This is a genomic window from Micromonospora sp. NPDC048868, assembly GCF_043198195.1.
GTDB classification, from domain to species: Bacteria; Actinomycetota; Actinomycetes; order Mycobacteriales; family Micromonosporaceae; genus Micromonospora; species Micromonospora reichwaldensis.
On record NZ_JBICUN010000010.1, the window covers coordinates 152,065 to 175,498 of the forward strand.

Consider the following 23,434-nt stretch of genomic DNA (forward strand, 5'->3'; position numbering starts at 1 on the left):
CACCCTCGCGGCAGGCGCGGCTGGGCGCCGGCGCTCCCGATCCGGGTTCGGCCAGAATCCGGCTCACGCCGCGCGGCAACCCCCACCGGGGCTAGGCGCGGCCGCCAGGAACCCGTCCGGCACCAGCCGGGCAGGCGCACGAGTTGCGCGGCCGGGTGACCCCCCGGTGCCGACGCAGACAGACAGGGAGAGACGGATGGCAAAGGGCGACCCCGGGGTCTCCAGTCGCGGCCGACGGGCCGCACCCCGGTCCAAGAAGGGTGCGACCGGCGACCCGCAGCTGGTGCAGCTGCTCACCCCGGAGGGTGAGCGGATCGAGAGCGCGACCGGCCCGGACGGGACCGAGTACCGCGTCGACTTCACCGACGAGGAGTACCGCGGGCTCTACCGCGACCTCGTGCTGGTCCGCAAGCTCGACGCCGAGGCCACCGCGTTGCAGCGCCAGGGCGAGCTGGGCCTGTGGGCCAGCCTGCTGGGCCAGGAGGCCGCGCAGGTGGGCTCGGGACGCGCGCTGCGTACGCAGGACATGGCCTTCCCGACCTACCGGGAGCACGGCGTCCTCTACTGCCGGGGCATCGACCCGATCATGCCGCTCGGCCTGTTCCGGGGCGTCGACCAGGGCGGCTGGGACCCGAACGAGTTCAAGTTCAACATGTACACGATCGTGATCGGGGCGCAGACCCTGCACGCGACCGGCTACGCCATGGGCGTCCACATGGACGGCAAGACCGGCACCGAGGACGGCGAGGCGGTGATCGCCTACTTCGGCGACGGCGCCACCAGCCAGGGCGACGTCAACGAGGCGTTCGTCTGGGCCAGCGTCTTCAACGCCCCGCTGGTGTTCTTCTGCCAGAACAACCAGTACGCCATCTCCGAGCCGCTGGAGCGCCAGACCCGCGTGCCGCTCTACCAGCGGGCCGGCGGCTTCGGCTTCCCCGGTGTCCGGGTGGACGGCAACGACGTGCTCGCGTCGTACGCGGTGACCCGGCACGCGCTGGACAACGCCCGGCTCGGCCAGGGCCCCAGCCTGATCGAGGCCTACACCTACCGGATGGGCGCGCACACCACCTCCGACGACCCGACCCGTTACCGGATCGCCAGCGAGGTCGAGGCCTGGCAGGCGAAGGACCCGATCGCCCGGATGAAGGCGTTCCTGGAGAAGCAGCAGATCGCCGACGCGGACTTCTTCACGGCCGTCGACGAGCAGGCCCGCACCGAGTCGGTGCACCTGCGCGAGCGGGTGCTCGCCATGCCCAACCCCGAGCCGGTGACGATGTTCGACCACGTCTACCCCAACGGGTCCCCCGAGCTCGACGAGCAGCGGGCGCAGTTCACGAAGTACATGGAGTCGTTCGAGGGGAGCGCCCACTGATGGCCACGGAGACGCTCACCCTCGGCAAGGCCCTCAACACCGGTCTGCGCAGGGCCCTGGAGAACGACCCGAAGGTCGTCATCATGGGCGAGGACGTCGGCAAGCTCGGCGGCGTCTTCCGGATCACCGACGGCCTCCAGAAGGACTTCGGCGACCAGCGGGTGATCGACACCCCGCTCGCCGAGTCCGGCATCATCGGCACCGCGGTGGGCCTGGCCATCCGCGGCTTCCGGCCGGTCTGCGAGATCCAGTTCGACGGCTTCGTCTACCCCGCGTACGACCAGATCGTGTCGCAGGTGGCGAAGATGCACTACCGCTCGCAGGGCAAGGTGCGGATCCCGATGGTCATCCGGATCCCGTTCGGCGGCGGCATCGGCGCGGTCGAGCACCACTCGGAGTCGCCGGAGGCGTACTTCGCCCACACCGCCGGCCTGAAGGTGGTGTCCTGCGCCAACCCGCAGGACGCGTACACGATGATCCAGCAGGCCGTCGCCTCGGACGACCCGATCGTCTTCCTGGAGCCGAAGCGGCGCTACTGGGAGAAGGGCCCGGTCGAGCTGGACGGCCCGCTGTCGGGGGCGTACCCGCTGCACTCGTCCCGGGTCGTCCGGCCCGGCACGGACGCCACGGTGCTGGCGTACGGGCCGATGGTGCGGACCTGCCTGGACGCGGCGACCGCCGCCGCCGAGGACGGTCGGGAGCTGGAGGTCATCGACCTGCGCTCGCTCTCCCCGCTGGACCTGACCGCCGCGTACGAGTCGGTGAAGCGCACCGGCCGCTGCGTGGTCGTGCACGAGGCCCCGGGCAACCTGGGCCTGGGCTCGGAGATCGCGGCCCGGATCACCGAGGAGTGCTTCTACTCCCTGGAGTCCCCGGTGCTGCGGGTGACCGGCTTCGACACCCCCTACCCGGCCGCCCGGGTGGAGGAGGAGTACCTGCCCGACCTCGACCGGGTGCTCGACGCCGTCGACCGCACCTTCGGCTGGTGAGCGGCATGTCGCGGATCAAGGAGTTCAACCTGCCCGACCTGGGCGAGGGCCTGACCGAGGGCGAGATCCTCGCGTGGCTCGTCAAGGTCGGTGACGTCATCGAGCTGAACCAGCCGATCGTCGAGGTGGAGACGGCCAAGGCGGCCGTCGAGATCCCGGCGAAGTGGGCGGGCCAGGTGCAGTCGATCTTCCACCCGGAGGGGAGCACGGTCGAGGTCGGCACGCCGATCATCGCGATCGACACCGACCCGGGTGCCGGGCCGATCGAGGCGTCGACGACCGGCGCCCCGGACGCGGCCCTGCCCACCCCGTCGGCGGCGTCGCTGGCCGCGGTCCAGGTGGCGCCGGCCGAGGGCGCGGTCGAGCCGGGCCTGATCGGCGGTCCCGCCCCGGGCGGCCGTACCGCCGTGCTGGTCGGCTACGGCCCGCGCACCACGGCGGCCAAGCGCCGACCGCGCAAGGGCGACACACCGGTGCCGGCCCAGGCCGCGCAGCCGGTCGCACCGACGCAGCCGGCCCCGGTGGCCACTGCGCCGTCGAACGGTCACGGCCCGGCCGGCGGGCCCGTGCTGGCCAAGCCGCCGGTGCGGAAGCTCGCCAAGGATCTCGGCGTCGACCTGTCCGCGCTGACCGGGTCGGGGCCGCTGGGCTCGATCACCCGGGAGGACGTACAGCGGGCGGCGAGCGGGGCCACGGCGGCGGCCGAGCCGCTCGCGGTGTCGGCCCCGGCCACGGCGGTCGCGAGCTTCGGTGCGGACCGCGAGCAGCGCATCCACGTCAAGGGGGTACGCAAGCTCACCGCCGAGAACATGTCCCGCTCGGCGTTCACCGCGCCGCACGTGACGGAGTTCCTCACCGTCGACGTGACCCGGGCGATGAAGGCCCTGGACCGGCTCCGCAACCGGCGGGAGTGGCGCGACGTGCGGGTCTCGCCGCTGCTGCTGGTGGCCAAGGCGGTGCTGCTGGCCGTCAAGCGCCACCCGATGGTCAACTCGACCTGGGCCGGCGACGAGATCGTCGTCAAGGACTACGTCAACCTGGGCATCGCGGCGGCCACCGAGCGCGGGCTGATCGTGCCGAACATCAAGGACGCCGGCCGGCTCTCGCTGCGCGAACTGGCGGACGCGATGACCGGCCTGGTGCAGACGGCCAAGGCCGGGAAGACCTCGCCGGCCGACATGTCCGGCGGCACGCTGACGATCACCAACGTCGGCGTGTTCGGGGTGGACACCGGCACGCCGATCCTGCCCCCGGGCGAGTCGGCGATCCTGGCCTTCGGCGCGGTCCGCGAGATGCCCTGGGTCCACAAGGGCAAGGTCCGGCCGCGTCAGGTCACCACGCTGGGCCTCTCCTTCGACCACCGGATCATCGACGGTGAGCTGGGCTCGAAGTTCCTGCGCGACATCGGGGAGTTCCTGGCCGACCCGGAGGCGGCGCTGCTCGCCTGGACCTGACGGTCCTGACGCCAGCCGAACGGCCGGTGTGCGACGGGTTGACGCCCGGCACACCGGCCGTGTCCTTTTGTGGCGCGCGCACCGCCCGGCATCGGCAGCCTCCAGAGACAGAGGATTACGTGGGTCACAGGCCCCCCTCACCTTCGATTGTTCGGCCCGTGTTCCAGCTCACCTAACAATCGATGGAAGTTGCGCCCGTCTTGGTGTTCAATGGAAGACATCAAGGGGCTGACAACCGAATAGCCAGGAGGAGAGACCCATGAGCATGATCGAGCGAATCCGCAACCGCCGCGACGCCAACCGCCGCGCCCGTGCCATCGAGCACGCGCTGCGCTCCGCCAACTCGCCCGCGGTCCGCGAAGAGATCCTCGCCATCGCCCAGCGTCACATGAGCTGACGCCCGGAACCTTTCTCACCTCCTCCAGATCGATGACCCGCCCGGTCCGCCCGGGCGGGTCATCGGCGTTTCGCAGCGGCTGACACCGGGATTCCACCTCGCCTCAGCGCCCGGTACGGTGGGCTTCGGTCGTCGCCCGCCGACCCGGAGCAGTCGAGTCGATAGAAGCCGCTCGACACCATCCGGCCACGGGGAGTGACGATCGTGCTCCCCGGTCGCCCTCGGGCGGTCACCGGATACGGTGCGGGGAGCCGGCACGGCCGGTACACCGGCGACGCCGGCCACCCTGCCGAGAAGACCGATCGGCAGTGGCGGCCGACAGGTGATGGAGGAGGCGCACGCATGACGTCCGAGGGCACGCACCACCCCGGCCAGCAGCCGGACGAGGTGTCGCCGGGCGCCGGCGGACCGGCGCCGTACGGCGACCGCCCGGCACAGCAGGACAACGGATACGGCGCCGGCGCCCCCGATCTGGGCTGGGCACCCCCGCCCCCGTCGGAGCGACCGAACCCGCCCGCCTGGGGCGCGCAGGGTGAGCAGCAGCCGGCCCCCGCGTGGGCCGCCCAGGCGCCGCAGCAGACCGACCCGGCCCAGTCCGGCCAGTGGGGACCGTCCGGCGCGTCGCCGCAGCCGCCGCAGCCGCCATGGCCGGGCGCGCAGGAGCAGGCCGGTCCGGCCTGGGCTGCCGCCGCTCCGCAGCCGCCACACGCCGCCCCGGAGCAGCCCGCCTGGGAATCCGGCGAGCAGGCGTCCCCCGCCTGGGCGCAGCCCGAGCCCGCCGCCCGCGGCGCCGCCCGGGTCCCGCAGCCCGCACCGGCGGCCGCACCCACCCCCCAGCCCTGGCCCGCCCAGGACGACCCCAACCGCTCCGGCGGCTGGGCCGGCGACCAGCAGCAGGACGAGCAGCCCCGGCCCGGCGGCTGGGCCGGCGGCGCCACCCCGGACGACCGGCCCGCGCAGGGCGACTGGGCCGCGCAGCAGAACGACGCCGACCGCCCCGGCGACGGCCAGCAGCAGGACGACCCGAACCGCTCCGGCGGCTGGCAGCAGGACGACCCGAACCGCTCCGGCGCCTGGCCCGGCGGCCAGCAGCAGGCCGAGCAGCCCGCCTGGGGATCCGGCGAGCAGGCGTCCCCCGCCTGGGCGCAGCCCGAGCCCGCCGCCCGCGGCGCCGCCCGGGTCCCGCAGCCCGCACCCGCACCCACCCCCCAGCCCTGGCCCGCCCAGGACGACCCCAACCGCTCCGGCGGCTGGAACGCCGAGTCCCCTCAGGACCCCGCCAACGGCTGGAACCCCGGACAGCAGCAGGACGACCCCAACCGCTCCGGCGGCTGGGCCGGCACCGAGCAGCAGCAGGGCGAGCAGCCTCCGGGTGGCGCCTGGGCCGCCTCCCGCGACGACGCGCCCCGGGACGACCAGCCCCAGGGCGAGTGGCCGGCCCGGGACGAGCGCTCCGCACGGGGTGCCGCGTCCATGCCCTCGCAGTCCGACGACCGGGACGCGAACGGCTGGGGCGCCCCGCAGCCCACCTCCACCCCGCCCGGCCGCGCCTCCGTCCCGGCACCCGGCGACGGCGGGCCGAAGCCGTGGGCTCCCGCTGCGGAGAACCCGCCGCAGTGGGCCGGCAACGCCGCCGAGCGCCCGGCCGTACCGGACGTCGAGCCGTGGTCGGCGGACGAGGTGTGGGGCCGCGCGGAGGCGGGCGAGCCCGCCCCGGGCCGGGCCGGCAACGGCTGGGAGCCGGAGCGGGCCGAGGAACCCCCGATCTACCAGCCCGCACCGGGGCCCGGCATCTCGCCGGCCAACGCCGTGCCGCTGCCGCCGCAGGAGCAGCGGGTGCCCGGCGCCAGCCTGGCCTCCGCCCCGCCCGTCGACTACGCGCCGCCGGCCCAGTTCGCCCCCGAGCAGCCCGGCCGGGACGGCGGCCTGCCGGCGTACGAGCAGGAGCAGCCGGGTTGGGCCCAGGCCGGCTCCCGGCACGACGAGCCGCAGTCGCCCGCCGGTCCGGTGGTCCCCGCGCCGCGCACCTCGCCGGAGGTGGGCGGGCGGGCGGCCGTACCGTCGTCGGAGGGCGCCGAACCGGCCGCCGGCAGCGTGTCGGCGAGCGCCTCGGTGCCGCTGGCCAGCCGGGTGCTGCCGCCGACCGACCAGGCCCTGCGACCGGGCGGTGCGCCCGCGCCGCAGCCCCGGGTGTACGGCCGACCGGCCCGCCCTGAGCCGGCGGACGAGCCGGAGCAGGAGGACCCGCGCGGACACCGGCCGGACCACGCGCCGGCGCCCAGCTTCGACCAGGGGCCGGATCCGCGCTTCGGCCAGGGACCGGACCCGCGCTTCGAGCAGGGACCGGACCCGCGCTTCGGCCAAGGGCCGGACCCGCGCTTCGACCAGGGTCAGGACAACCGGTTCGACCAGGGCACCGAGAACCGGTTCGACCAGGGTCAGGACAACCGGTTCGACCAGGGCCACGAGGGCCGCTTCGACGACCGGGACCGGGCACCGAGCGGGACCGCCGTCTTCGGCGCGGTCGCCCCGATGGCGCCCGCCTCGCCGGCCGCGCCTCCGGCCTTCCCGCCGGGCGTACCGTCCTTCGTCGATCCGCCGGCCAGCGACCGGCCGGTCAACGGGGTCCGGCCGCACGACAGCGCCGACCGGCCCGCCGACCCCTTCGGTACGCCGAACGCCGCCGGCGCGGCACCCGGCTACGGGCCCGCCCCGACCGCCGCGCCCACGTCGGGCGGCGCGTTCCCGTCGGCGTTCCCGCCGCCCCCGCAGCAGCCCGGCCCGTGGGACCAGGGCGGCCCGGAGCAGGAGCCGAACCGCTTCGACTCGTTCAAGCCGATCGCGGAGCCGAAGGCCGAGCCGGCCCCCACGCCCAAGGTCCGCAACGGCCGGGTGCTCGCTGCGGTGCTCGTCGCGGCGGTGCTCATCCTGGCGGTGCCGCTGGGGCTGCTCATGCTGCTCGGCAAGGTCGGCGGCGACGACCCGGCCCCGGCGTTCGACCCGGCGGTCGGGAGCTGCGTCAAGAAGTCGGGCGAGGCCGGGGCAGCGGCGGCGGAGTGCGGCGAGGCGGGCGCCTTCACCGTGGTCTCCAAGGTGGACGCCAAGGACAAGTGCGCCGACCCGACCCAGCCGCACGTGGAGCTCAAGGGCGGCGGGACGAACCGCGTGCTCTGCCTCAAGCCGGCGGGCCAGTAGCAGACGAAACGACGGCGGGGCCACGGGAGACCGTGGCCCCCCCGTCGTTTCTCCGGCCGGCAGCGCCGTGGAGCGGATGCGGAAAACGGCAGTGACCGTGGTACGGGAACGGAAAGCGCCCGCCCCGGGGATCAGGGACGGGCGCTTTCGGGAGTCTGGTTGGTCAGGACTGGTCGGCGACCTGGGCGACGAAGGCCTGCCAGGCGGCCGGGGCGAAGAGAAGGGCCGGGCCGGTCGGGTCCTTCGAGTCCCGGACTCCTACGACGCCGGGAAGGTTGTCGGCGACCTCGACACAGTTTCCGCCGTTGCCGCCGCTCTTCGTGCTCTTGCGCCACCGTGCGCCGGTCATGTCCATGATCTCGCCGCTTCTCTCAGGAGATTCAGAGTCCGCCCCCGGGGAAGCGCCTCCCCACGAATGCGTTCCCAACGTCGTTCAAGCGTAACAAGGTCGGATGCCTGGTCCAGGATCTGAGCCTGAGCGGGGCTATCGACGTGCGCGACCCGCGTGCCGTCCGGCATGTCGGCGATGGTGAAAGCCCCGTCCAGTCCTGGATAGCTGGGCGCATCGGCCGGGACGACGTGCAGCTGCACGCTCGGCAGTTCGACGCACGCGATGAGATGCGCAATCTGAGCTGCCATGAGGGCTGGGTCGTCGCCGACCCGTCTACGTAGGATCCCCTCGTCCAGTACGGCAACCAGTAGAGGGCCGCGCTCGCGTCTGAGAATCGCTTGCCGGCTGATCCGCGCGTCGGCGAGGTCGTCTACGGCGTCGGCCGTCAGTACCCCGCCCGCGAGCGTCGCCCGTGCGTACGCCTCAGTCTGGAGAAGACCGGGTACCCACGCGAGTTCGAACGCGCGCAGGGTGGCCGCCTCTCGCTCGATGTCCACCCACGGCCGGAACCACACCGGCTCTCGTCGTCGGCCGACGTCCGGCCACAGGGTGTCCACATCTCGCCCGAGCAGGTTTGCTACTTCAACGCGATGCCGGCTCTGTGGAATGTGCCCAGGGTTTGCCCAGCGCGCCGCCGTCTTCGGGTGCACTCCTATGTGACCTGCAAGGCTCTCGGCCGTGTGGCCCGCTTCGGCGAGCGCCGCGACAAAGGCGTGATTCATGCCAGCCCTTCCCAGGAACAAACTAGTTGCCCGAAGGAGATTAGACAACGCTGTGTGATTGTCCGGCAACCCTCGGCAGGGTGCTTTCTAGACGGCGTGAGCCGGTGGGGCGATGGACGCCCGCCGGTCGCGCTGCGGGGTCGCCCTGGGCGAGCAACCGGGCGGCCCCTCCCACCACCCGCCGCACGAGGGGGAGCGATGCCCGCGGAGAGGCCGACACCGACACCCACGCCGAGGAGCAAACCGCCACCTCCCGTACGGATGCTGCGGGCCGGCGAGGTCCTCCACCTGACCCGGGCGGCGTCGCCGCAGTTCGTGACCCCGATGCGCGTCCGCGTGATCCGCGAACTCGTCGACCGCTTCCCGCCGTACGGCTGGCTCTGGTTCGAGGGCTACCAGCTTGACGCCAAGGGCCGCGCGGTGGCGAAGCGCGAGCTGTTCGTACTGCGGGAGGGCCTTGAGTGGGTCGTCACCGCGCCGCCCCCGGCGCGGCCCGCCCCCGCCCGACGGCCGCCGGCCCGCCCCCGCACGGCGGTGGGCTGATGGTGCACGTCCGCGCCCACGTCCCCAGCCGGCCCACCTGGCGCTGTGGCGCCTGCGGGGTGGCGTGGCCCTGCTCGACGGCGAAGCTCCTCCTGCTCGCGAAGTACCGCGAGGACCGCGACGCGCTGATGGTCCACCTCGCCGCGCTGTGCGACGAGGCCGCCGAGGAACTCGCCGGGCTGGACCACGGCAGCCCGCCGGCGGACCTGACGGTGCGCTTCACCGGCTGGGCCCGCGCCCGCTAGCCCGGCTCGCCGCTGTCGTCCGGGTCACGGGTCCGACTTGACGCGAGCCCGACGTGGCAGGCTGGCGGGCATGGGAACGACACCGCGCGTACGTGCCCCCGAACTGCGGGGCCGGCAGTGGCTCAACACGGGTGGGCGAGAGCTGAAGCTGTCCGATCTGCGGGGCAAGATCGTGATCGCCGACTTCTGGACCTTCTGCTGTATCAACTGCCTGCACGTGCTCGACGAGCTGCGCCCGCTGGAGGAGAAGTACGGCGACGTGCTCGTCGTGATCGGCGTGCACTCGCCGAAGTTCGAGCACGAGAAGGACCCGGACGCGTTGGCCGCCGCCGTGGAGCGGTACGGCGTCCACCACCCCGTGCTCGACGACCCCGAGCTCGACATGTGGCAGCAGTACGCGGCCCGCGCCTGGCCCACCCTGTCGGTGATCGACCCCGAGGGCTACGTGGTGGCGACGATGGCCGGCGAGGGTCACGCCGAAGGGCTCGCCCGCCTCGTCGACGACCTGATCGCCACCCACGAGGCGAAGGGCACCCTGCACCGGGGCGACGGCCCGTACGTCCCGCCCGCCGAGCCGCAGACCACGCTGCGCTTCCCGGGCAAGGCGGTGCTGCTGGAGAACGGCAACCTGCTGGTGTCCGACTCGGCCCGGCACTCGCTGGCGGAACTGGCCCCCGACGGCGATACGCTGGTACGGCGAATCGGCACGGGCAGCCGGGGCCGGGTCGACGGTCCCGCCGGGGCGGCCACCTTCTCCGAGCCGCAGGGGCTGTGCCTGCTGCCGGCGCACACCGCCGAGGTGGCCGGCTACGACCTCGTGGTCGCCGACACCGTCAACCATCTGCTGCGCGGCGTACGGCTGGCCGACGGCGAGGTGGTGACGGTCGCCGGCACCGGCCGGCAGTGGCGTTCCACGGTCGACGACCACTCGCACGACGCGCTCTCGGTCGACCTCTCCTCCCCCTGGGACCTGGCCTGGTACGACGACAAGGTCGTCGTCGCGATGGCCGGCATCCACCAGCTCTGGTGGTTCGACCCGGTGAAGCGCACCGCCGGCATGTACGCGGGCACCACCGTCGAGGCCCTGCGCGACGGCCCGCTGGCCGAGGCGTGGATGGCGCAGCCGTCCGGCCTCTCCGTCTCCGCCGACGGCGCCCGGCTCTGGGTGGCCGACAGCGAGACCAGCGCGATCCGGTACGTCGAGAACGACGTCATGGGCACCGCCGTCGGGCAGGGGCTCTTCGACTTCGGGCACGTCGACGGGCCGGCGGCGGAGGCGCTGCTCCAGCACCCGCTGGGGGTGTGCGCGCTGCCGGACGGCTCGGTGCTGGTCGCCGACACGTACAACGGGGCGGTCCGCCGCTTCGACCCGGAGAGCAACCGGGTCTCGACGGTCGCCGAGGGGCTCGCCGAGCCGAGCGACCTGGTGCTCACCCCGGCCGGCGAGGTGCTGGTGGTGGAGTCCGCCGCGCACCGGCTGACCCGGCTGGCGCCCGGCGCGCTCTCGGCGGCCGGCGCGAGCACCGTCGACGGTCCCCGGCACCGCACCGAACGCAAGCCCACCGACGTGGCGGCCGGCGAGGTGACCCTGGACGTGATCTTCACGCCCGCGCCGGGGCAGAAGCTCGACGAGACGTACGGCCCGTCGACGCGACTGGTGGTGTCGGCGTCGCCGCCGGAGCTGCTGCTGGAGGGGGCGGGGACCGGCACGGAGCTGTTCCGCCGGCTGGTGGTCGACGGCACGGTGGCCGGGGGTGTGCTCCAGGTGACCGCGCAGGCGGCGACCTGCGACGCGGACGTCGAGCACGCGGCCTGCCACCTGACCCGGCAGGACTGGGGCGTACCGGTGCGGGTGGTCGAGGGTGCCGCCGCCCGGCTCCCGCTGGTGCTCAGGGGCCTGGACGACGCCTGACGTCACGCGAACGGAGTGAGCGCGACCCCCGCGTCGATCAGGGCGGCGCGCACCAGTTCGGCGCAGCGGACCGCGCCGGGGGTGTCGCCGTGCAGGCAGATCGACTCGACCGGGCACGGGACGACGCTGCCGTCGACCGCGACCACGGTCCGCTCGGTGGCCATCCGCACGGCCCGGGCGGCCACCTCCTCCGGGTCGGTGACCAGCGCCCCGGCTGTGGTTCGCGGCACCAGCGAGCCGTTGGGCAGGTAACCCCGGTCGGCGAAGCCCTCGGCGACCACCCGCAGCCCGGCGCCGGCGGCGAGTTGGGCGAGGACCGAGCCGGGCAGGCAGAGCACCGGCAGCTGGTCGTCGTAGTCGCCGACCGCCGCGACCAGCGCCGCCGCCTGGGTCTCGTCGCAGGCGGCGGCGTGGTAGAGCGCCCCGTGCGGCTTCAGGTAGCGGACCCGGGTGCGGAACAGCCGGCAGAACGCGTCCAGGGCCCCGAGCTGGTAGGTGACCTCGTCGCGCAGCTCCGCGAAGGCGTACGCGATGTGCCGCCGGCCGAAGCCGGCGAGGTCCCGGTAGCCGACCTGCGCGCCGACGGCCACCCCGCGCTCGGCGGCGCCCTCGCAGACCCGGCGCATGGTGGACGCGTCGCCGGCGTGGAAGCCGCAGGCGACGTTGGCGGAGGTGACGAGGTCCAGCAACGCGGCGTCGTCACCGAGTCGCCAGATGCCGAATCCCTCGCCGAGGTCAGCGTTGAGGTCCATGGAACCTGACCGTAGTCCCTGGCCGGGCCTGCGCGAGCGGGGTCACGTCGTCCACCACCCCGACGACGGGGTACCCGCCGGTGGTCGGATGGTCGGCGAGGAAGATCAACGGTTGGCCGTCCGCCGGCACCTGCACCGCCCCGAGCACGATGCCCTCGCTGGGCAGTTCCCCGGCCACCGCGCGGGGCAGCGCCGCGCCGGTGAGTCGCGCGCCGACCCGGTTGCTGACCGGGCTCACCGTGTACGCGCTGCCGAACAGCCGGTCCAGCGCGGTGGCGGTGAACCAGTCGTCGCGCGGGCCGAGGCGCAGGGTCAGCCGCAGCTCGGTCAGGGTGGGCGCCGGGACGGTGACGTCCACCGGGGCGGGCGGTCCGGCCGGTGCGCCCAGGGGCAGCCGGTCGCCGTCGCGCAGCGGCGGCGGGCCGAGCCCGGAGAGGGTGTCGGTGGCGCGGCTGCCGAGCACGGGTTCGACGGCGATCCCGCCGCCGACCGCGAGCCAGTTGCGCAGGCCGTCGCGGGGCGGGCCGATGCGCAGCACGGCGCCCGCCGGCACCGACAGCGGCCGACCCACGTCACCGGGGCGGTCGCCGACCCGCACGGCGGCACCGGCACCGGTCACCGCGACCGCAGTCGCGCGGAGGAACCGCAGCTCGCAGCCGGTCATCGTGATCTCCAGGCCGGCGGCGGACTCCGGGTTGCCGACGAGCCGGTTGGCCAGCCGCAGCGCCGCCGGGTCGAGCGCGCCCGACCGGGGTACGCCGAGGTGCGCCCAGCCGGCCCGGCCCAGGTCCTGGACGGTGGTCAGCGCCCCGGCGTGGAGCACCTCGACCATCGGGTTCACGCGGCCACCAGGCGTACCCGGGTGCCCGGGGTGAGCCGGGCGGGCGGGTCGGCGTGCACGTCGAAGAGGCCCATCGCGGTACGCCCGACCAGCAGCCAGCCGCCGGGCGAGGCCGCCGGATAGATTCCCGCGTACGGGCCGGCCAGGGCGACCGAGCCGGCCGGCACCCGGGAGCGCGGGGTGGACAGCCGGGGCACCGCCAGTTCGGCGGGAAGCCCGGTGAGGTAGGCGAACCCGGGGGCGAAGCCGCAGAAGGCCACCCGGAACGGGGTACGCAGCAACTGGTCCACCACCGCCGGCACGTCCACGCCCCAGTGCTCGGCGACGAGTGGCAGGTCCTCCCCGTCGTACGTCACCGGAACCTCGACCAGTCCGGCGGCGGCCTCGGTCCTCGGTGCGCCTGGTCGGGGCGGCCAGGCGGCGATCCGCGCGGCCGCCGTGGCCGGGTCCGGCACGCCGTCGAGCAGGACGGTGGTGGCCGCCGGCACGATCTCGACGGCGGTCAGCTCGCCGCGTTCCCGCCGCCGCCACAGCTCGGCCCGCCACGCCTCCACCTGGTCGGCGTCGGCACAGTCGATCAGCAGGGCGTGGGCACCGACGGGTCGGATCCGCATGCCGCCATACTCCCCGACCGGCGCACGGCACCAGGGTCGGTCGACCGTCGTCCCACGTGACCGGACGCACTACTTGAAAGTAACCTACGGTGTCGTAACCTAATGGCGTGACCACCCCCGCCCCGCTTCGACTGAAGCCGGTCGACATCGGTAAGCCCCGGATGCGCGGCTGGCTCCACACGTACGCCTTCTTCGTCGCCGGACTCTGCGGCATCGTGCTCAGCGCGGTCGCCGCCACCCGACCCGGCTGGGCCCCGCTTGTCAGTTGCCTCATCTACAGCCTCACGGTCTGCGGGCTCTTCGGCACGAGCGCGCTCTACCACCGGCGGGTGTGGTCCGAGCGCGGCTACCAGATCATGCGCCGGATGGACCATTCGATGATCTTCGTGTTCATCGCCGGCACCTACACGCCGTTCTGCGTACTGCTGCTGGAACCCCGGCCGGCCACGATCATGCTGGTGCTGGTCTGGGGCGGCGCGCTCGCCGGCGTGGCGCTCAAGCTGGTCTGGCCGCACGCCCCGCGCTGGGTCTCCGCGCCGCTCTACCTGGCGCTCGGCTGGGTCTCGGTCGCGATGCTGCCCGACATCCTGCACCAGGGGGGCGTCACCGCCCTGGTGCTGCTCATCGTGGGCGGCGCGATCTACAGCGTCGGCGCGGTCTTCTACGCGCTCCGCCGGCCCGACCCCTGGCCCACCGTCTTCGGCCACCACGAGTTCTTCCACGCCTGCACGCTCGTGGCCGCGCTCTGCCACCACATCGCCATCTACTTCGCCCTCTTCGCCTGACGGACACGCATCCGGGGGCCCCGCCGCGTGGCGGAGCCCCCGGAAAAGAAGATGTCCCGTCCTGACGTCAGACGGTGCGGCGCGGCTGACGCACCTCGCGGTACTCCTCCACGACCCGGTCGTCCCGCACCGGCACGACCTGCTCGGCGACCACGCGCTCACCGCGCACCGGGGCGACCACGGCCCGACGGCGCGAGTTCCAGAAGTGGAGGGTGAGCAGCAGACCGGCCACGCCGGCGAGCATCAGCACCCAACCCACCACGGCCAGGTTGAGCCAGCCCAGATCCGCCTCCACGGCGAACGCGAAGATCGCACCCAACGCGATCAGGAAGATACTGCCACCAAAACCCATCTCGTCGCCTCCTCGGCTGTCCCCTGGCGTTTCCTTCCGCCGCGGCCATCGGAGAGGTTGCGGCACCCATCGACTTACCCAAGCGCTCTGATCGCCAATCGGGCAAGCTGAGGACATGACCGACGCTTCCGCCCGGGAACGCACGCTGGTGCTGCTCCGGCACGCCAAGGCCGAGCCGCCCGGCGAGGTGGTGCCGGACGTGCAGCGCCCCCTGGCCGTACGGGGTCAGGCCGACGCGGCTGCGGCCGGCGCCTGGCTGGCCAAGCACGACCTGCTGCCGGACGTGGTCATCTGCTCCGCCGCCCGGCGCACCCGGGAGACGTGGCACGGCGTGGCGATGGGCATGACCGGCTCCCCACCGGAGGGCGGCTCGGCCGGCCCCGCTCCCGTCGTGCGCTACGAGACCGACGCGTACGAGGCGCACCCGGAGGACCTGCTGACACTGGTCCGGGACGTGGACCCGACCGCCCGTACGGTGCTGCTGATCGCGCACAACCCGGGCATCTCGCTCCTCTCGGCGCTGCTCGACCCGGAGCGGGCGGACCAGGACGGGATGCGCACCAGCGACGTGGTGGTGCACCGGCCCGACGTCGACTGGCCGGAACTGGGCCCGAGCAGGGCACCGATCACCGACCGGCACACCGCACGCGGCTGAGCCACCCGCCGGTACGTGGCGGGTGACTCAAGACGGTGGTGGTGACTCAGGCCGGTGACGCCGCCGGTGGCTCGGTGGCGATGGCGCCGCCGGTGGCTCGGTGCGATGGCGCCGCCGGTGTTCAGGCCTGTGATGCCGCCGGACGCGGCGGCTCAGGACGGTGGTGCCGTCGGACGCGGTGGCTCAGGACGGTGGCGCCGTCGGCGGCGGCGGATCGGGCGGCGGTGGCATCATCGCGGTCGGGTGCGAGAGCCGGTTCTCCTCGACGATCAGGGTCCGCGCCCGCTTGCGCCGGTCCTGCCAGAACCAGAGCGTGGTGAGCAGGACGCCCAGCCCGGCCAGGATGAACACCCAGCCGACCGCGCGCAGGTCGACCCACCAGACGTTGGCTCTGATGGCGAAGGTCAGGATCGCGCCGATGGCGATCAGGAAGATTCCGCTACCAATGCCCATGTGCGCTGCACTCCCCCGTGCGGTGGCTCTGGGCGTTCTCTGACGTGGCCTCGCGACGGTTACCCGCCACACCGCCCGGCTACCCGGATGGCGTCCGCGAATAGCCGGCGGAACCCGCATCGGCGGGCCAGCCACCGCGCTTCCCAACCGACCCGGTTGCGCGCCACGACTACACAAGGTGATCGCAACCCCAAAATCCGTGCCGCTACTCGCCGTAACTACGGCCACCAGGCAGCACTGCCCACAAAACGGGCATCATGCCTAATTACTAACCATTGGACGCGACCTGCCGCCCCCACCGGCACCCCTCCCCAGACGCTTTGCTCTGCATCCATGGACGCAACAGGCACCCAGAGTTGCTGGTGCCTCCGTGGATGCAGAGCAAAGGGCGGCGAGGGGCAAGTCGGAGAGGCGGCCAATTGATGACGCTGCGTGATCGGCTTTGACCCCAGACCCACTCCACCCAGCCCCGCCCAGACCCGGCCTGGGCCCAGCCCCGCCTCAGCCCCGCCCACGCCCCTGCCCGCGCTTCCGCACCCTTTTCGGTGTTGATCATGAGGTTATTGCCTTGGAATGCGCTTTCCGTAGGCAATAACTTCATGATCAACATGTGCGGCGCGGGGCGGAGCGGCGCGGGGTGGGTGGACAGCGCGGGGCGGCGGCCTGACGTGGACGACGACGGCCGGCGAGCTGTTGCCCGCCGGCCGTCGTGCCGATCATCTCCGGGTCGTTCCCGGCCCCGCCGCCGCGCCGTGGGGCGCTACGGCGTACCTCAGAAGGCTTCCTCCGGGAGGTCCATGACGTCCAGGTCGGTGCTTTCGACGATCCGCCGGTCGGCGCCGATGCGGGGCAGCACCTCGCGGGCGAAGAACCGGGCGGCGGCCACCTTGCCGGTGTAGAACGCCTTGTTGGCGGCGGAGACCTCGCCGGCCAGGGCCTTCAGGGCCACGTCGGCCTGCTTCTGAAGCAGCCAACCGACGACCAGGTCGCCGATCGCCAGCAGGAAGCGGCGGCTGCTCAGGCCGACCTTGTAGAGCGCCCGGGTGTCGCCGCCCTGCGCCTCGCCCAGCCAGCCGGTCATGACGCCCAGCATGTTCTGGATCTCGGCGAGCGCCTTGCCCAGCGCCAGCCGCTCCTCCTTGAGCTGACCGTTGCCGGCCTCGGTGGCGATGAACTCCTGGATCTCGCCGGCGACCGCCATCAGGGCCTTGCCGTTGTCCCGAACGATCTTCCGGAAGATCAGGTCGAGGCTCTGGATCGCCGTCGTGCCCTCGTAGAGGGTGTCGATCTTCGCGTCCCGGACGTACTGCTCCAGGGGGTAGTCCTGGAGGAAGCCGGAGCCACCGAAGGTCTGCAGCGACTCGTGCCCGAGCAGCTCGTACGCCCGCTCCGAGCCGACGCCCTTGACCAGCGGGAGGAGCAGGTCGTTGACCCGCTTGGCGAGCTTGGTCGCCTTCTCGTCGCCCGCCGCCTCGGCGATGGCGACCTTGTCCTGCCAGGTGGCGGTGTAGCAGACCAGGGCGCGCAGGCCCTCGGCGTACGCCTTCTGCAGCAGCAGCGAGCGGCGCACGTCCGGGTGGTGGGTGATCGTGACGCGCGGCGCGGTCTTGTCCGCCATCTGGGTCAGGTCGGCGCCCTGCACCCGGCTCTTGGCGTACTCCAGGGCGTTAAGGTAACCGGTCGAGAGGGTGGCGATGGCCTTGGTGCCGACCATCATCCGGGCGTTCTCGATGATCATGAACATCTGCCGGATGCCCTCGTGCTTCTCGCCCAGCAGCCAGCCCTTGGCCGGTACGCCGTGCTCGCCGAAGGTCACCTCGCAGGTGTTGGAGACCTTGAGGCCCATCTTGTGCTCGACGTTGGTGGCGAAGACGCCGTTGCGCTCGCCCAGCTCACCGGTGTTCTCGTCGAAGTGGTACTTCGGCACCACGAAGAGGGAGAGGCCCTTGGTGCCGGGGCCACCGACGCCCTCGACGCCGACCGGGCGGGCCAGCACGTAGTGGATGATGTTGTCGCTCAGGTCGTGCTCGGCGGACGTGATGAAGCGCTTCACGCCCTCGATGTGCCAGGAGCCGTCGGGCTGCTGGATGGCGCGGGCCCGGCCGGCGCCCACGTCCGAGCCGGCGTCCGGCTCGGTGAGCACCATCGTGGAGCCCCACTGCTTGTCGGCGAAGAGCTTCGCCCACCGCTTCTGCTGCTCGGTGCCCTCGACGTGCAGCACGTGCGCGAAGGACGGGCCGGAGGAGTACATCCAGACTGCGGCGTTGGCGCCGAGGATCAGCTCGGCGAGGGACCACACGAGCGCCCGGGGCGCGTTGCTGCCGTCCAGCTCCGTCGGGAGCTCCAGCCGCCAGAACTCGGAGTTCATGAACGCCCGGTACGACTTCTTGAACGACTCCGGCAGCGGCGCGGTGTGCGTGGCCGGGTCGAAGACCGGCGGGTTGCGGTCGCTGTCCGTGTAGCTGGCGGCCAGATCCTCACGGGCGAGGCGGTCGACCTCGGCGAGGATGTCGCGTGCGGTGTCGACGTCCAGGTCCGTGTACGGCTCCTGGCTGAACGCCTGGTCCGCCCCGAAGACCTCGAAGAGGTTGAACTCGAGGTCCCGAAGGTTGCTCTTGTAGTGGGTCATGCTCGCTGGCCCCGCTTCCGGACAGGTGTTACCGATCAGTAACTCCAGACTGTATTACCGATGGGTAGGCAGCGACAAGCCGATCACCGAAGTGACGGCGATTACACACTTGTCGTTCGGGTTGCGGAAGCGGGCGCCGAGCGGCCCCGGCTCAGCTCTCGGCCGCGCCGACTTCCCAGCTGGGGACGGCCACCGTGGCGGCGCCGCGCGAGCCCGTGTACTCCATCAGGACCAGGGCGATGTCGTCGTCGAGCCGGCCGTGCACCCACTCGACCAGGGCGGTCTCCAGCGAGGCGAGCCCGTCGCCGACGGTGCCGTGGCCGAGCAGCCGCCAGGCCCGGTCGGCGGTCGGGAAGAACTCCCCGTCCCGGCGGGCCTCGCCGAGCCCGTCGGTGAAGAGCAGCAGCCGGTCGCCGGGCTCCAGCCGCTCGACCCGGGGGCGTACCACCGGCATGAAGCCCAGCGGCGGGGCGGGGGCCGGCGGTTCGAGCGGAATGACGGCGCCCCGGCGCAGCAGCAGCGGCGGCGGGTGACCGCAGTTGACGATGGTGAGCGTCCCGCCCCGCTCCTCGACCAGCGCGGCAGTGACGAAGTCCTCGTCGCCCACGCTCCGGGCCACCGCCCGGTCCAGGTCGGTCACGACGGCCCGCAGGTCCGCCCGCTCGTACGCCACGTGCCGGTACGAACCCAGCACGATGCTGGCGAGCCGCACCGCGTCGAGGCCCTTGCCCCGCACGTCGCCGATGATCATCCGCACCCCGTACGGCGTGTCGACCGCCTCGTACAGGTCGCCGCCGATCTCGGCGGTGGCGGTGGACGAGATGTACCTGGCGGCCACCGAGAGCGTGCCGACCTGCGGCCCGAGCGGGCGCAGCACTGCCTGCTGGGCGACCGAGGCCAACCGGGACAGCTCGGCGATCCGCTCGGCCTGCCGCTGCCGTACGGCCGCCGTGGCCACCGCGATGGCGGTACCCAGCGCGATGCCCGCGACGGCGACCGTGGTGGGCAGCGCCACGGTCTCCTCCCAGAGCGCGAAGCCGGCCCCGAGGGCCGTGGCGGCCAGGCCCACGCCGAGCACGATCCGCCACGACGCCAGCGCGGCGGTCAGGAACGGCGCGGCCACCATGAGCGCGATGTAGTTCGCCGGACGGCCGTCGGCCAGTTCCACGGCCGAGACGATCGCGAGCAGGACGAAGGCCGCGCCGAGGCCGGCGCGGGATCCGGGGCTCAGTGGGCCGGGGCCCGACTGGAAGGGTCGCGTGCGTACGAGGGACAGCATGCCTGATGGACGTGAGCGGGTGAATGAACCTGGCCCGTCGTCCGAGCATGTTCTGCCCACCCGGACCGTGTCGCCGGACCGATCGCCACCCGGCCGGCGCTCAGCCCAGCACCTCGTAGCGGACCTCCACGTGGCCGGCGTCGAGCGAGGCGATCTGGGCGAACGCGGCCCGGGACAGGTCCAGGCAACGCCCCTCGATGAACGGGCCACGATCGTTGACGCGCACCGTCACGGACTTGCCGTTCGCCGGGTTGGTGACCCGGACCTTCGTGTTGAACGGCAGGGTCTTGTGAGCGGCGGTCAGCGCGGACGGATCGAAGTTCTCGCCGTTGGCGGTGAGCTGCCCCTCGGCGTAGAACGACGCGCCGCACGAGCCGCTGTCGACGACCGGGCGGGCGGTGCTGCTCTTCTTCGTCGCGGTGGGCTTCGGCGCGGCGGTGCGTGGCTTGCTCCGGGAGGGGGCCTGGGCGGACCGGCTGGCCTTGGGGGCGACCGTCGCGCTCGGCGACGCGCTGGCGCTCGGCGAGGCGGCCGGCGGGGTGGCCGGGGTGCTGGGGGCCGCGCTGGTCGGCAGGCCGGTGGGCGCGAGGTCGACCGCGGTCGGCCGGGCGGGCTCCGCGTCCGAGGCCAGCTGGACGGCGCCGACGGTGCCGCCGACGGCGAGGGCGACCCCGACCGCTGCGGTGGCCGCGATGCCGGCCGGCGAGGAGAACATGCGGGTACGGGAGTGCCTGCCAGCCACCGGCCCGGTCCTTTCGTCATCTGAACAAACCGGGTCGGACGGTAACGAGAGAAGCACATCCGAAGTCAACGTGATCATGGTGGTATGACCGCAATTGCAGTGATACGTGTACCCGATCATCCGATCCGACGTGGGCCGGGCGGCCCGGGTGCGGGGCGGACCGCCCGGCCCGGTCCCCGTCGGGCTCACCCACCCGGCGATCAGCCAGACTGCGTGGCGCAGGATGGGTCCATGCCCTCCGAGCTGAGCGGACGCCTCGCCGCGCTGGTCAGGTGGATCGATCCCGGCCCCGGCGCCACCCACCTGGTCAGCGACGTCTCCGGCTGGTGGCGGGACCCGGAGGTCCTCGCCCGGCTGGGACCGGCCCTCGTGGAGCCGTTCCGGGCCGCCCGGCCGACGGTGGTCGTCTCGCCGGCGGTCACCGGATACCTGCTCGGTCCGCTCGCCGCGACGGCGCTCGGCGTCGGCTTCGTGCCGGCCCACAAGCCGGGCGACGGCCGGCTGCCCGCCGGGGCGCTCACCTGGGCGCAGAGCCCCCCGGACTTCCGGGGCCGACGGGTCGACCTGGCCGTGCGGGACCACGGCCTGCAAGGAGGTGACCGGGTGCTGGTGGTGGACGACTGGGTGGCCACCGGGGCGCAGGTCCGCGCGCTCTACGAGATCTGCGCCGCGCGGGGCGCGGAACCGGTCGGCACCGCCACGGTCGTGCTGGACTGCCCTCCGGCGATCGCCACCGAGCTGCGCGTACGGGGGCTCGTGGACGGGGCGGACCTCACGGCTTGACCTGAACCTCGGTTGAGGTCGGAGGATCGCCGCATGGGTGAGGAGATCCTGGACGAGGCGTACCGACGGCTGCACCGCACCGGCCCCGAGTACGAGGGCTGGCTCTCGAACCACGGGCCGATGGCCGTGGAGGCGCTGGTCCGGCACGGCCACGACGGGGTGGTGCACCGCTGGCTGGACGCGTACCTGGGGCGGTTGGACGAGCTGCCGCGCGGCCTGCGGCCGATCGAGGACTGGCGCGAGGCGCTCGGTGACCCGAAACGGGCCGGGGACTGGCTGGCCCACTTCGACCGGGAGCTGCGGGAACGGCCCTGGCGGGAGGTGCTCGGCACCTGGTGGCCCCGGCTGCTGCCGGGCATCGCCGCCGGTGCCACCCACGGCGTCATCCGGGTCGGTCACGCCGTCCGCGCCCTGCGGACGCCCGCCCGGCCGCCCGGCAGCGCCCCGTGCGAGGCGCCGGAGCGCCCGGAGCGGCTCGCCGAGCTGGGCCAGGCCCTCGCCTACTGGGCCGCCCGGTGGCAGCCGGTCCCCGGCGCCGCCCGCCCCAGCGGTGCGGGATCGGTCGACCCGGGTCACGCCGCGTTGGCCGGGGAAGGCGCTGTCCCCGGCGACGGCCACGCCCGGCCGGACGCATGGCACCCGTCGACCGCGGGCGGCCCGGCCGGACGAGACCTGCCGACCCCGAGCACCCCGGTCGCCGGCGACGTCGCGCCGCACGTCGCCGCCGCGCTGGCCGGGCTGCCCCGCATCGCCGACCGGACCGGGGGCATCCGGGAACGACTGGGCCGGCTGCCGGCCGTACCGCGGTGGCCGGCCGCGGTGGCGGCGCTGCGGCCGGCGGGGACACCGGCCGGGGCCGAGCGGGACCTGGTCGCGCTGGTGCACGGCGCCAGCCTCGACTACCTGCGCTTCGGGCACGCCGAGCCCGTGATGCTGGTGCACGCGGTGACCGCCCCGACGGCGGTGCTGCGTACGCTGCCGGCTCTCGATCCGGCGCTGTGGGCGGCGAGCGTCGCCGCGGCCTGGTCCGCGACGGCGGCCGTGACCTCGGCGTACGCCCCGGAGCGCCCGGCCACGCCGTCGGCGGTGGCTGCCGGTGCCCCGGCGGAGGTCTTCGCCCGGGCCGCCCGGCACGGCGACGCACACGTGGTGAAGCTGGCCGACGCGGTGCTGGACGCGCACGCGGCGAGCGGCGACGAGCAGGTGCTCGCCGCCGCCGGCTATGCCGGTCACCTGATCTGAACGAAGTCCTCGACGGCCGTGCAGACCCGGCCGAGCGCCTCCGCCGAGCGGGCCAGCGGGCCCGGCACCATCAGCGCGTGGTCGGCCTGCTCGATCTCCACCACATGCGGGGTGAGCCGGCGGGCGAGCGAACCGTCCCAGGACGAGTCCGCCGTGCCGCCCACCAGCAGGAACGGCGCGGTGGCGCGGCGCAGGCCGTCGACCACGGCGGGCACGTGCAGCAGCGGGGTGAGCCAGACGGCCGGCAGCCCGCGATCGGCCGCGAGCGGCGTGGCCATCGAGCCGAGCGACTTGCCGACCAGCAGGTGCGTCGGCTCGGCGAGGGTCGGGGCGACCTGCCCGATCACCCATTCGATGGCCGGCCCCGGCCCGTCCCGGTCGGGGGCGAACTGCTCCGGCACCTCCCACGAGAGGGCGTGCAGGGCGTAGCCGACGCGGCGCAGCGCCTCGCCGGCGTAGACGAAGAGCGGGAACCGGGTGTCGTAGCCCCGGCCGGGGATGAGCACCGCGCGCCTGTCCGCCATGCCGCCTCCCGATCGTCGCCCCACCCACCGTAGCGCCCGCCGCACCGACGGTGGGGGCGGAAATGCCACGACGGGTGATCGACGGCGACGGTACGGTCGGCAGGATGTGGCCTCGGATCGGTGGACTGCGCACCCTCGCCCTCGGCACCCCCGGTGAGCTGCGTACGCGGCTCAACACCCTGGTGCTCGCCGGGGTGAAGACGGCGACCGCCGGCCTGACCATCGAGTACGCCGAGGAGGGCGAGGAGCTGGAGCACGCCGGCGAGCGGCTGGCCCTCGTCGACGACGGGGACGCGCTGGTCGGCGTCGTGGAGGTCACCGGCGTCGAGGTGGTCCGCTTCGCGGACGTGCCGTGGGGCTTCGCCCGCTCCGAAGGGGAGGGGGACCGTTCCATCGAGGAGTGGCGCGCCGGTCACGCCGCCTACTGGGCGCGCGTGGGCACCCCCGTCACCGACGACAGCGAGGTCGTCTGCATCCGGTTCCGGTTGGTCTCCGGCGGCGACGGCGGCATCACCACCGGAGACCTCGGCACCTGAGGGCGCCGGCTCGACGCGTCCACCGGG

At 73.6% G+C, this 23,434-nt stretch carries 24 protein-coding genes; 13 read left to right on the forward strand and 11 right to left on the reverse strand.

Going from position 1 to position 23,434, the window contains the following annotated elements; translation table 11 throughout:
- Positions 1-196: 196 nt before the first annotated feature.
- The 5 genes from pdhA (at position 197) to ACGFNF_RS18210 (ending at position 7,407) form a co-directional block, all read left to right on the forward strand.
- Positions 197-1,372 (forward strand): pyruvate dehydrogenase (acetyl-transferring) E1 component subunit alpha, encoded by a 1,176-nt coding sequence (gene pdhA, locus ACGFNF_RS18190; RefSeq protein WP_357580646.1) that lies wholly within the window; start codon positions 197-199, stop codon positions 1,370-1,372.
- A complete protein-coding gene (locus tag ACGFNF_RS18195) occupies positions 1,372-2,361 on the forward strand; it encodes an alpha-ketoacid dehydrogenase subunit beta (RefSeq protein ID WP_357580647.1) in 990 nt (329 codons plus the stop codon). The genes pdhA and ACGFNF_RS18195 overlap by 1 nt, the downstream gene beginning before the upstream one ends.
- 5 nt (positions 2,362-2,366) lie before the next feature.
- Positions 2,367-3,815, forward strand: coding sequence for a dihydrolipoamide acetyltransferase family protein (locus ACGFNF_RS18200; RefSeq protein ID WP_393169332.1), 1,449 nt, complete (start codon positions 2,367-2,369; stop codon positions 3,813-3,815).
- Positions 3,816-4,074: 259 nt separating this feature from the next.
- A complete protein-coding gene (locus ACGFNF_RS18205; RefSeq protein ID WP_165947779.1) occupies positions 4,075-4,212 on the forward strand; it encodes a hypothetical protein in 138 nt (45 codons plus the stop codon).
- Between the two features lie 342 nt (positions 4,213-4,554).
- The gene (locus tag ACGFNF_RS18210; RefSeq protein ID WP_393169167.1) at positions 4,555-7,407 is read left to right on the forward strand and encodes a hypothetical protein; all 2,853 of its coding nucleotides are present in this window, start codon (positions 4,555-4,557) and stop codon (positions 7,405-7,407) included.
- 163 nt (positions 7,408-7,570) lie between these two features.
- Here the strand turns inward: ACGFNF_RS18210 and ACGFNF_RS18215 are convergent, their stop codons facing one another.
- Complete coding sequence (locus tag ACGFNF_RS18215; protein ID WP_393169169.1) at positions 7,571-7,762, reverse strand: DUF397 domain-containing protein; 192 nt, start codon at positions 7,760-7,762, stop codon at positions 7,571-7,573.
- Positions 7,753-8,520: a DUF5753 domain-containing protein gene (locus ACGFNF_RS18220; RefSeq protein ID WP_393169171.1), complete on the reverse strand. Its 768-nt coding sequence runs from the start codon at positions 8,518-8,520 to the stop codon at positions 7,753-7,755. The genes ACGFNF_RS18215 and ACGFNF_RS18220 overlap by 10 nt, the downstream gene beginning before the upstream one ends.
- A 198-nt stretch (positions 8,521-8,718) precedes the next feature.
- On the opposite strand from ACGFNF_RS18220, the gene ACGFNF_RS18225 reads away from it, so the two are divergent.
- The 3 genes from ACGFNF_RS18225 to ACGFNF_RS18235 all read left to right on the forward strand — a co-directional run bounded on the left by ACGFNF_RS18225 (position 8,719) and on the right by ACGFNF_RS18235 (position 11,220).
- Positions 8,719-9,063, forward strand: coding sequence for a hypothetical protein (locus tag ACGFNF_RS18225; protein ID WP_393169173.1), 345 nt, complete (start codon positions 8,719-8,721; stop codon positions 9,061-9,063).
- The gene (locus ACGFNF_RS18230; RefSeq protein WP_393169175.1) at positions 9,063-9,308 is read left to right on the forward strand and encodes a flavin reductase; all 246 of its coding nucleotides are present in this window, start codon (positions 9,063-9,065) and stop codon (positions 9,306-9,308) included. Before ACGFNF_RS18225 ends, ACGFNF_RS18230 begins: the two co-directional genes overlap by 1 nt.
- Before the next feature lie 70 nt (positions 9,309-9,378).
- On the forward strand, positions 9,379-11,220 hold the full coding sequence (locus ACGFNF_RS18235) for an NHL domain-containing thioredoxin family protein (RefSeq protein ID WP_393169177.1): 1,842 nt from the start codon (positions 9,379-9,381) through the stop codon (positions 11,218-11,220).
- Between the two features lie 2 nt (positions 11,221-11,222).
- Here the strand turns inward: ACGFNF_RS18235 and ACGFNF_RS18240 are convergent, their stop codons facing one another.
- Genes ACGFNF_RS18240 through ACGFNF_RS18250 form a run of 3 tightly spaced genes read right to left on the reverse strand, consistent with a single transcriptional unit; the run spans position 11,223 to position 13,427 of the window.
- Positions 11,223-11,972, reverse strand: a complete 750-nt coding sequence (locus ACGFNF_RS18240; RefSeq protein ID WP_393169179.1) for a LamB/YcsF family protein — start codon at positions 11,970-11,972, stop codon at positions 11,223-11,225.
- Positions 11,956-12,804 carry a biotin-dependent carboxyltransferase family protein gene (locus ACGFNF_RS18245; RefSeq protein WP_393169334.1) on the reverse strand — a complete coding sequence of 283 codons (849 nt, stop codon included), beginning with the start codon at positions 12,802-12,804 and terminating at the stop codon, positions 11,956-11,958. The genes ACGFNF_RS18240 and ACGFNF_RS18245 overlap by 17 nt, the downstream gene beginning before the upstream one ends.
- Positions 12,805-12,809: 5 nt before the next feature.
- Positions 12,810-13,427, reverse strand: a complete 618-nt coding sequence (locus ACGFNF_RS18250) for an allophanate hydrolase subunit 1 (RefSeq protein ID WP_393169181.1) — start codon at positions 13,425-13,427, stop codon at positions 12,810-12,812.
- Positions 13,428-13,534: 107 nt separating this feature from the next.
- Here ACGFNF_RS18250 and ACGFNF_RS18255 point away from each other — a divergent pair, with 107 nt between their 5' ends.
- The gene (locus tag ACGFNF_RS18255; RefSeq protein WP_393169183.1) at positions 13,535-14,212 is read left to right on the forward strand and encodes a hemolysin III family protein; all 678 of its coding nucleotides are present in this window, start codon (positions 13,535-13,537) and stop codon (positions 14,210-14,212) included.
- Positions 14,213-14,279: 67 nt separating this feature from the next.
- On the opposite strand, the gene ACGFNF_RS18260 is transcribed toward ACGFNF_RS18255, so the two are convergent.
- On the reverse strand, positions 14,280-14,564 hold the full coding sequence (locus ACGFNF_RS18260; protein ID WP_132235282.1) for a DUF6458 family protein: 285 nt from the start codon (positions 14,562-14,564) through the stop codon (positions 14,280-14,282).
- Between the two features lie 115 nt (positions 14,565-14,679).
- Here ACGFNF_RS18260 and ACGFNF_RS18265 point away from each other — a divergent pair, with 115 nt between their 5' ends.
- Positions 14,680-15,219: a SixA phosphatase family protein gene (locus ACGFNF_RS18265; protein ID WP_393169185.1), complete on the forward strand. Its 540-nt coding sequence runs from the start codon at positions 14,680-14,682 to the stop codon at positions 15,217-15,219.
- Between the two features lie 183 nt (positions 15,220-15,402).
- Here the strand turns inward: ACGFNF_RS18265 and ACGFNF_RS18270 are convergent, their stop codons facing one another.
- From ACGFNF_RS18270 to ACGFNF_RS18285, 4 genes are all read right to left on the reverse strand, one after another.
- A complete protein-coding gene (locus tag ACGFNF_RS18270) occupies positions 15,403-15,672 on the reverse strand; it encodes a DUF6458 family protein (protein ID WP_013730795.1) in 270 nt (89 codons plus the stop codon).
- A gap of 772 nt (positions 15,673-16,444) precedes the next feature.
- On the reverse strand, positions 16,445-18,301 hold the full coding sequence (locus tag ACGFNF_RS18275) for an acyl-CoA dehydrogenase (RefSeq protein WP_327030106.1): 1,857 nt from the start codon (positions 18,299-18,301) through the stop codon (positions 16,445-16,447).
- A 151-nt stretch (positions 18,302-18,452) separates the two neighbouring features.
- Positions 18,453-19,580 carry a PP2C family protein-serine/threonine phosphatase gene (locus ACGFNF_RS18280; RefSeq protein WP_132235288.1) on the reverse strand — a complete coding sequence of 376 codons (1,128 nt, stop codon included), beginning with the start codon at positions 19,578-19,580 and terminating at the stop codon, positions 18,453-18,455.
- A 100-nt stretch (positions 19,581-19,680) separates the two neighbouring features.
- Positions 19,681-20,322 (reverse strand): septal ring lytic transglycosylase RlpA family protein, encoded by a 642-nt coding sequence (locus ACGFNF_RS18285; RefSeq protein WP_393169188.1) that lies wholly within the window; start codon positions 20,320-20,322, stop codon positions 19,681-19,683.
- A 231-nt stretch (positions 20,323-20,553) separates the two neighbouring features.
- Between ACGFNF_RS18285 and ACGFNF_RS18290 the strand changes: the two genes are divergently transcribed.
- Both ACGFNF_RS18290 and ACGFNF_RS18295 read left to right on the forward strand, forming a co-directional pair.
- Positions 20,554-21,105 (forward strand): phosphoribosyltransferase, encoded by a 552-nt coding sequence (locus tag ACGFNF_RS18290; RefSeq protein ID WP_327030105.1) that lies wholly within the window; start codon positions 20,554-20,556, stop codon positions 21,103-21,105.
- 33 nt (positions 21,106-21,138) lie between these two features.
- The gene (locus ACGFNF_RS18295; RefSeq protein WP_393169190.1) at positions 21,139-22,347 is read left to right on the forward strand and encodes a hypothetical protein; all 1,209 of its coding nucleotides are present in this window, start codon (positions 21,139-21,141) and stop codon (positions 22,345-22,347) included.
- On the opposite strand, the gene ACGFNF_RS18300 is transcribed toward ACGFNF_RS18295, so the two are convergent.
- Complete coding sequence (locus ACGFNF_RS18300; protein WP_393169192.1) at positions 22,335-22,871, reverse strand: alpha/beta hydrolase; 537 nt, start codon at positions 22,869-22,871, stop codon at positions 22,335-22,337. The genes ACGFNF_RS18295 and ACGFNF_RS18300 overlap by 13 nt on opposite strands.
- Positions 22,872-22,975: 104 nt before the next feature.
- Between ACGFNF_RS18300 and ACGFNF_RS18305 the strand changes: the two genes are divergently transcribed.
- Positions 22,976-23,407: an ASCH domain-containing protein gene (locus ACGFNF_RS18305; RefSeq protein ID WP_393169194.1), complete on the forward strand. Its 432-nt coding sequence runs from the start codon at positions 22,976-22,978 to the stop codon at positions 23,405-23,407.
- The last annotated feature ends 27 nt before the right edge of the window (positions 23,408-23,434 follow it).

Excerpts from the sequence above, each read along its gene's own strand:
- pdhA (WP_357580646.1), top strand. The coding sequence starts at position 197 with ATGGCAAAGGGCGACCCCGGGGTCTCCAGTCGCGGCCGACGGGCCGCA.
- ACGFNF_RS18195 (WP_357580647.1), top strand. The coding sequence starts at position 1,372 with ATGGCCACGGAGACGCTCACCCTCGGCAAGGCCCTCAACACCGGTCTG.
- ACGFNF_RS18200 (WP_393169332.1), top strand. The coding sequence starts at position 2,367 with ATGTCGCGGATCAAGGAGTTCAACCTGCCCGACCTGGGCGAGGGCCTG.
- ACGFNF_RS18205 (WP_165947779.1), top strand. The coding sequence starts at position 4,075 with ATGAGCATGATCGAGCGAATCCGCAACCGCCGCGACGCCAACCGCCGC.
- ACGFNF_RS18210 (WP_393169167.1), top strand. The coding sequence starts at position 4,555 with ATGACGTCCGAGGGCACGCACCACCCCGGCCAGCAGCCGGACGAGGTG.
- ACGFNF_RS18215 (WP_393169169.1), bottom strand. The coding sequence starts at position 7,762 with ATGGACATGACCGGCGCACGGTGGCGCAAGAGCACGAAGAGCGGCGGC.
- ACGFNF_RS18220 (WP_393169171.1), bottom strand. The coding sequence starts at position 8,520 with ATGAATCACGCCTTTGTCGCGGCGCTCGCCGAAGCGGGCCACACGGCC.
- ACGFNF_RS18225 (WP_393169173.1), top strand. The coding sequence starts at position 8,719 with ATGCCCGCGGAGAGGCCGACACCGACACCCACGCCGAGGAGCAAACCG.
- ACGFNF_RS18230 (WP_393169175.1), top strand. The coding sequence starts at position 9,063 with ATGGTGCACGTCCGCGCCCACGTCCCCAGCCGGCCCACCTGGCGCTGT.
- ACGFNF_RS18235 (WP_393169177.1), top strand. The coding sequence starts at position 9,379 with ATGGGAACGACACCGCGCGTACGTGCCCCCGAACTGCGGGGCCGGCAG.
- ACGFNF_RS18240 (WP_393169179.1), bottom strand. The coding sequence starts at position 11,972 with ATGGACCTCAACGCTGACCTCGGCGAGGGATTCGGCATCTGGCGACTC.
- ACGFNF_RS18245 (WP_393169334.1), bottom strand. The coding sequence starts at position 12,804 with ATGGTCGAGGTGCTCCACGCCGGGGCGCTGACCACCGTCCAGGACCTG.
- ACGFNF_RS18250 (WP_393169181.1), bottom strand. The coding sequence starts at position 13,427 with ATGCGGATCCGACCCGTCGGTGCCCACGCCCTGCTGATCGACTGTGCC.
- ACGFNF_RS18260 (WP_132235282.1), bottom strand. The coding sequence starts at position 14,564 with ATGGGTTTTGGTGGCAGTATCTTCCTGATCGCGTTGGGTGCGATCTTC.
- ACGFNF_RS18265 (WP_393169185.1), top strand. The coding sequence starts at position 14,680 with ATGACCGACGCTTCCGCCCGGGAACGCACGCTGGTGCTGCTCCGGCAC.
- ACGFNF_RS18270 (WP_013730795.1), bottom strand. The coding sequence starts at position 15,672 with ATGGGCATTGGTAGCGGAATCTTCCTGATCGCCATCGGCGCGATCCTG.
- ACGFNF_RS18275 (WP_327030106.1), bottom strand. The coding sequence starts at position 18,301 with ATGACCCACTACAAGAGCAACCTTCGGGACCTCGAGTTCAACCTCTTC.
- ACGFNF_RS18280 (WP_132235288.1), bottom strand. The coding sequence starts at position 19,580 with ATGCTGTCCCTCGTACGCACGCGACCCTTCCAGTCGGGCCCCGGCCCA.
- ACGFNF_RS18290 (WP_327030105.1), top strand. The coding sequence starts at position 20,554 with ATGCCCTCCGAGCTGAGCGGACGCCTCGCCGCGCTGGTCAGGTGGATC.
- ACGFNF_RS18295 (WP_393169190.1), top strand. The coding sequence starts at position 21,139 with ATGGGTGAGGAGATCCTGGACGAGGCGTACCGACGGCTGCACCGCACC.
- ACGFNF_RS18300 (WP_393169192.1), bottom strand. The coding sequence starts at position 22,871 with ATGGCGGACAGGCGCGCGGTGCTCATCCCCGGCCGGGGCTACGACACC.
- ACGFNF_RS18305 (WP_393169194.1), top strand. The coding sequence starts at position 22,976 with ATGTGGCCTCGGATCGGTGGACTGCGCACCCTCGCCCTCGGCACCCCC.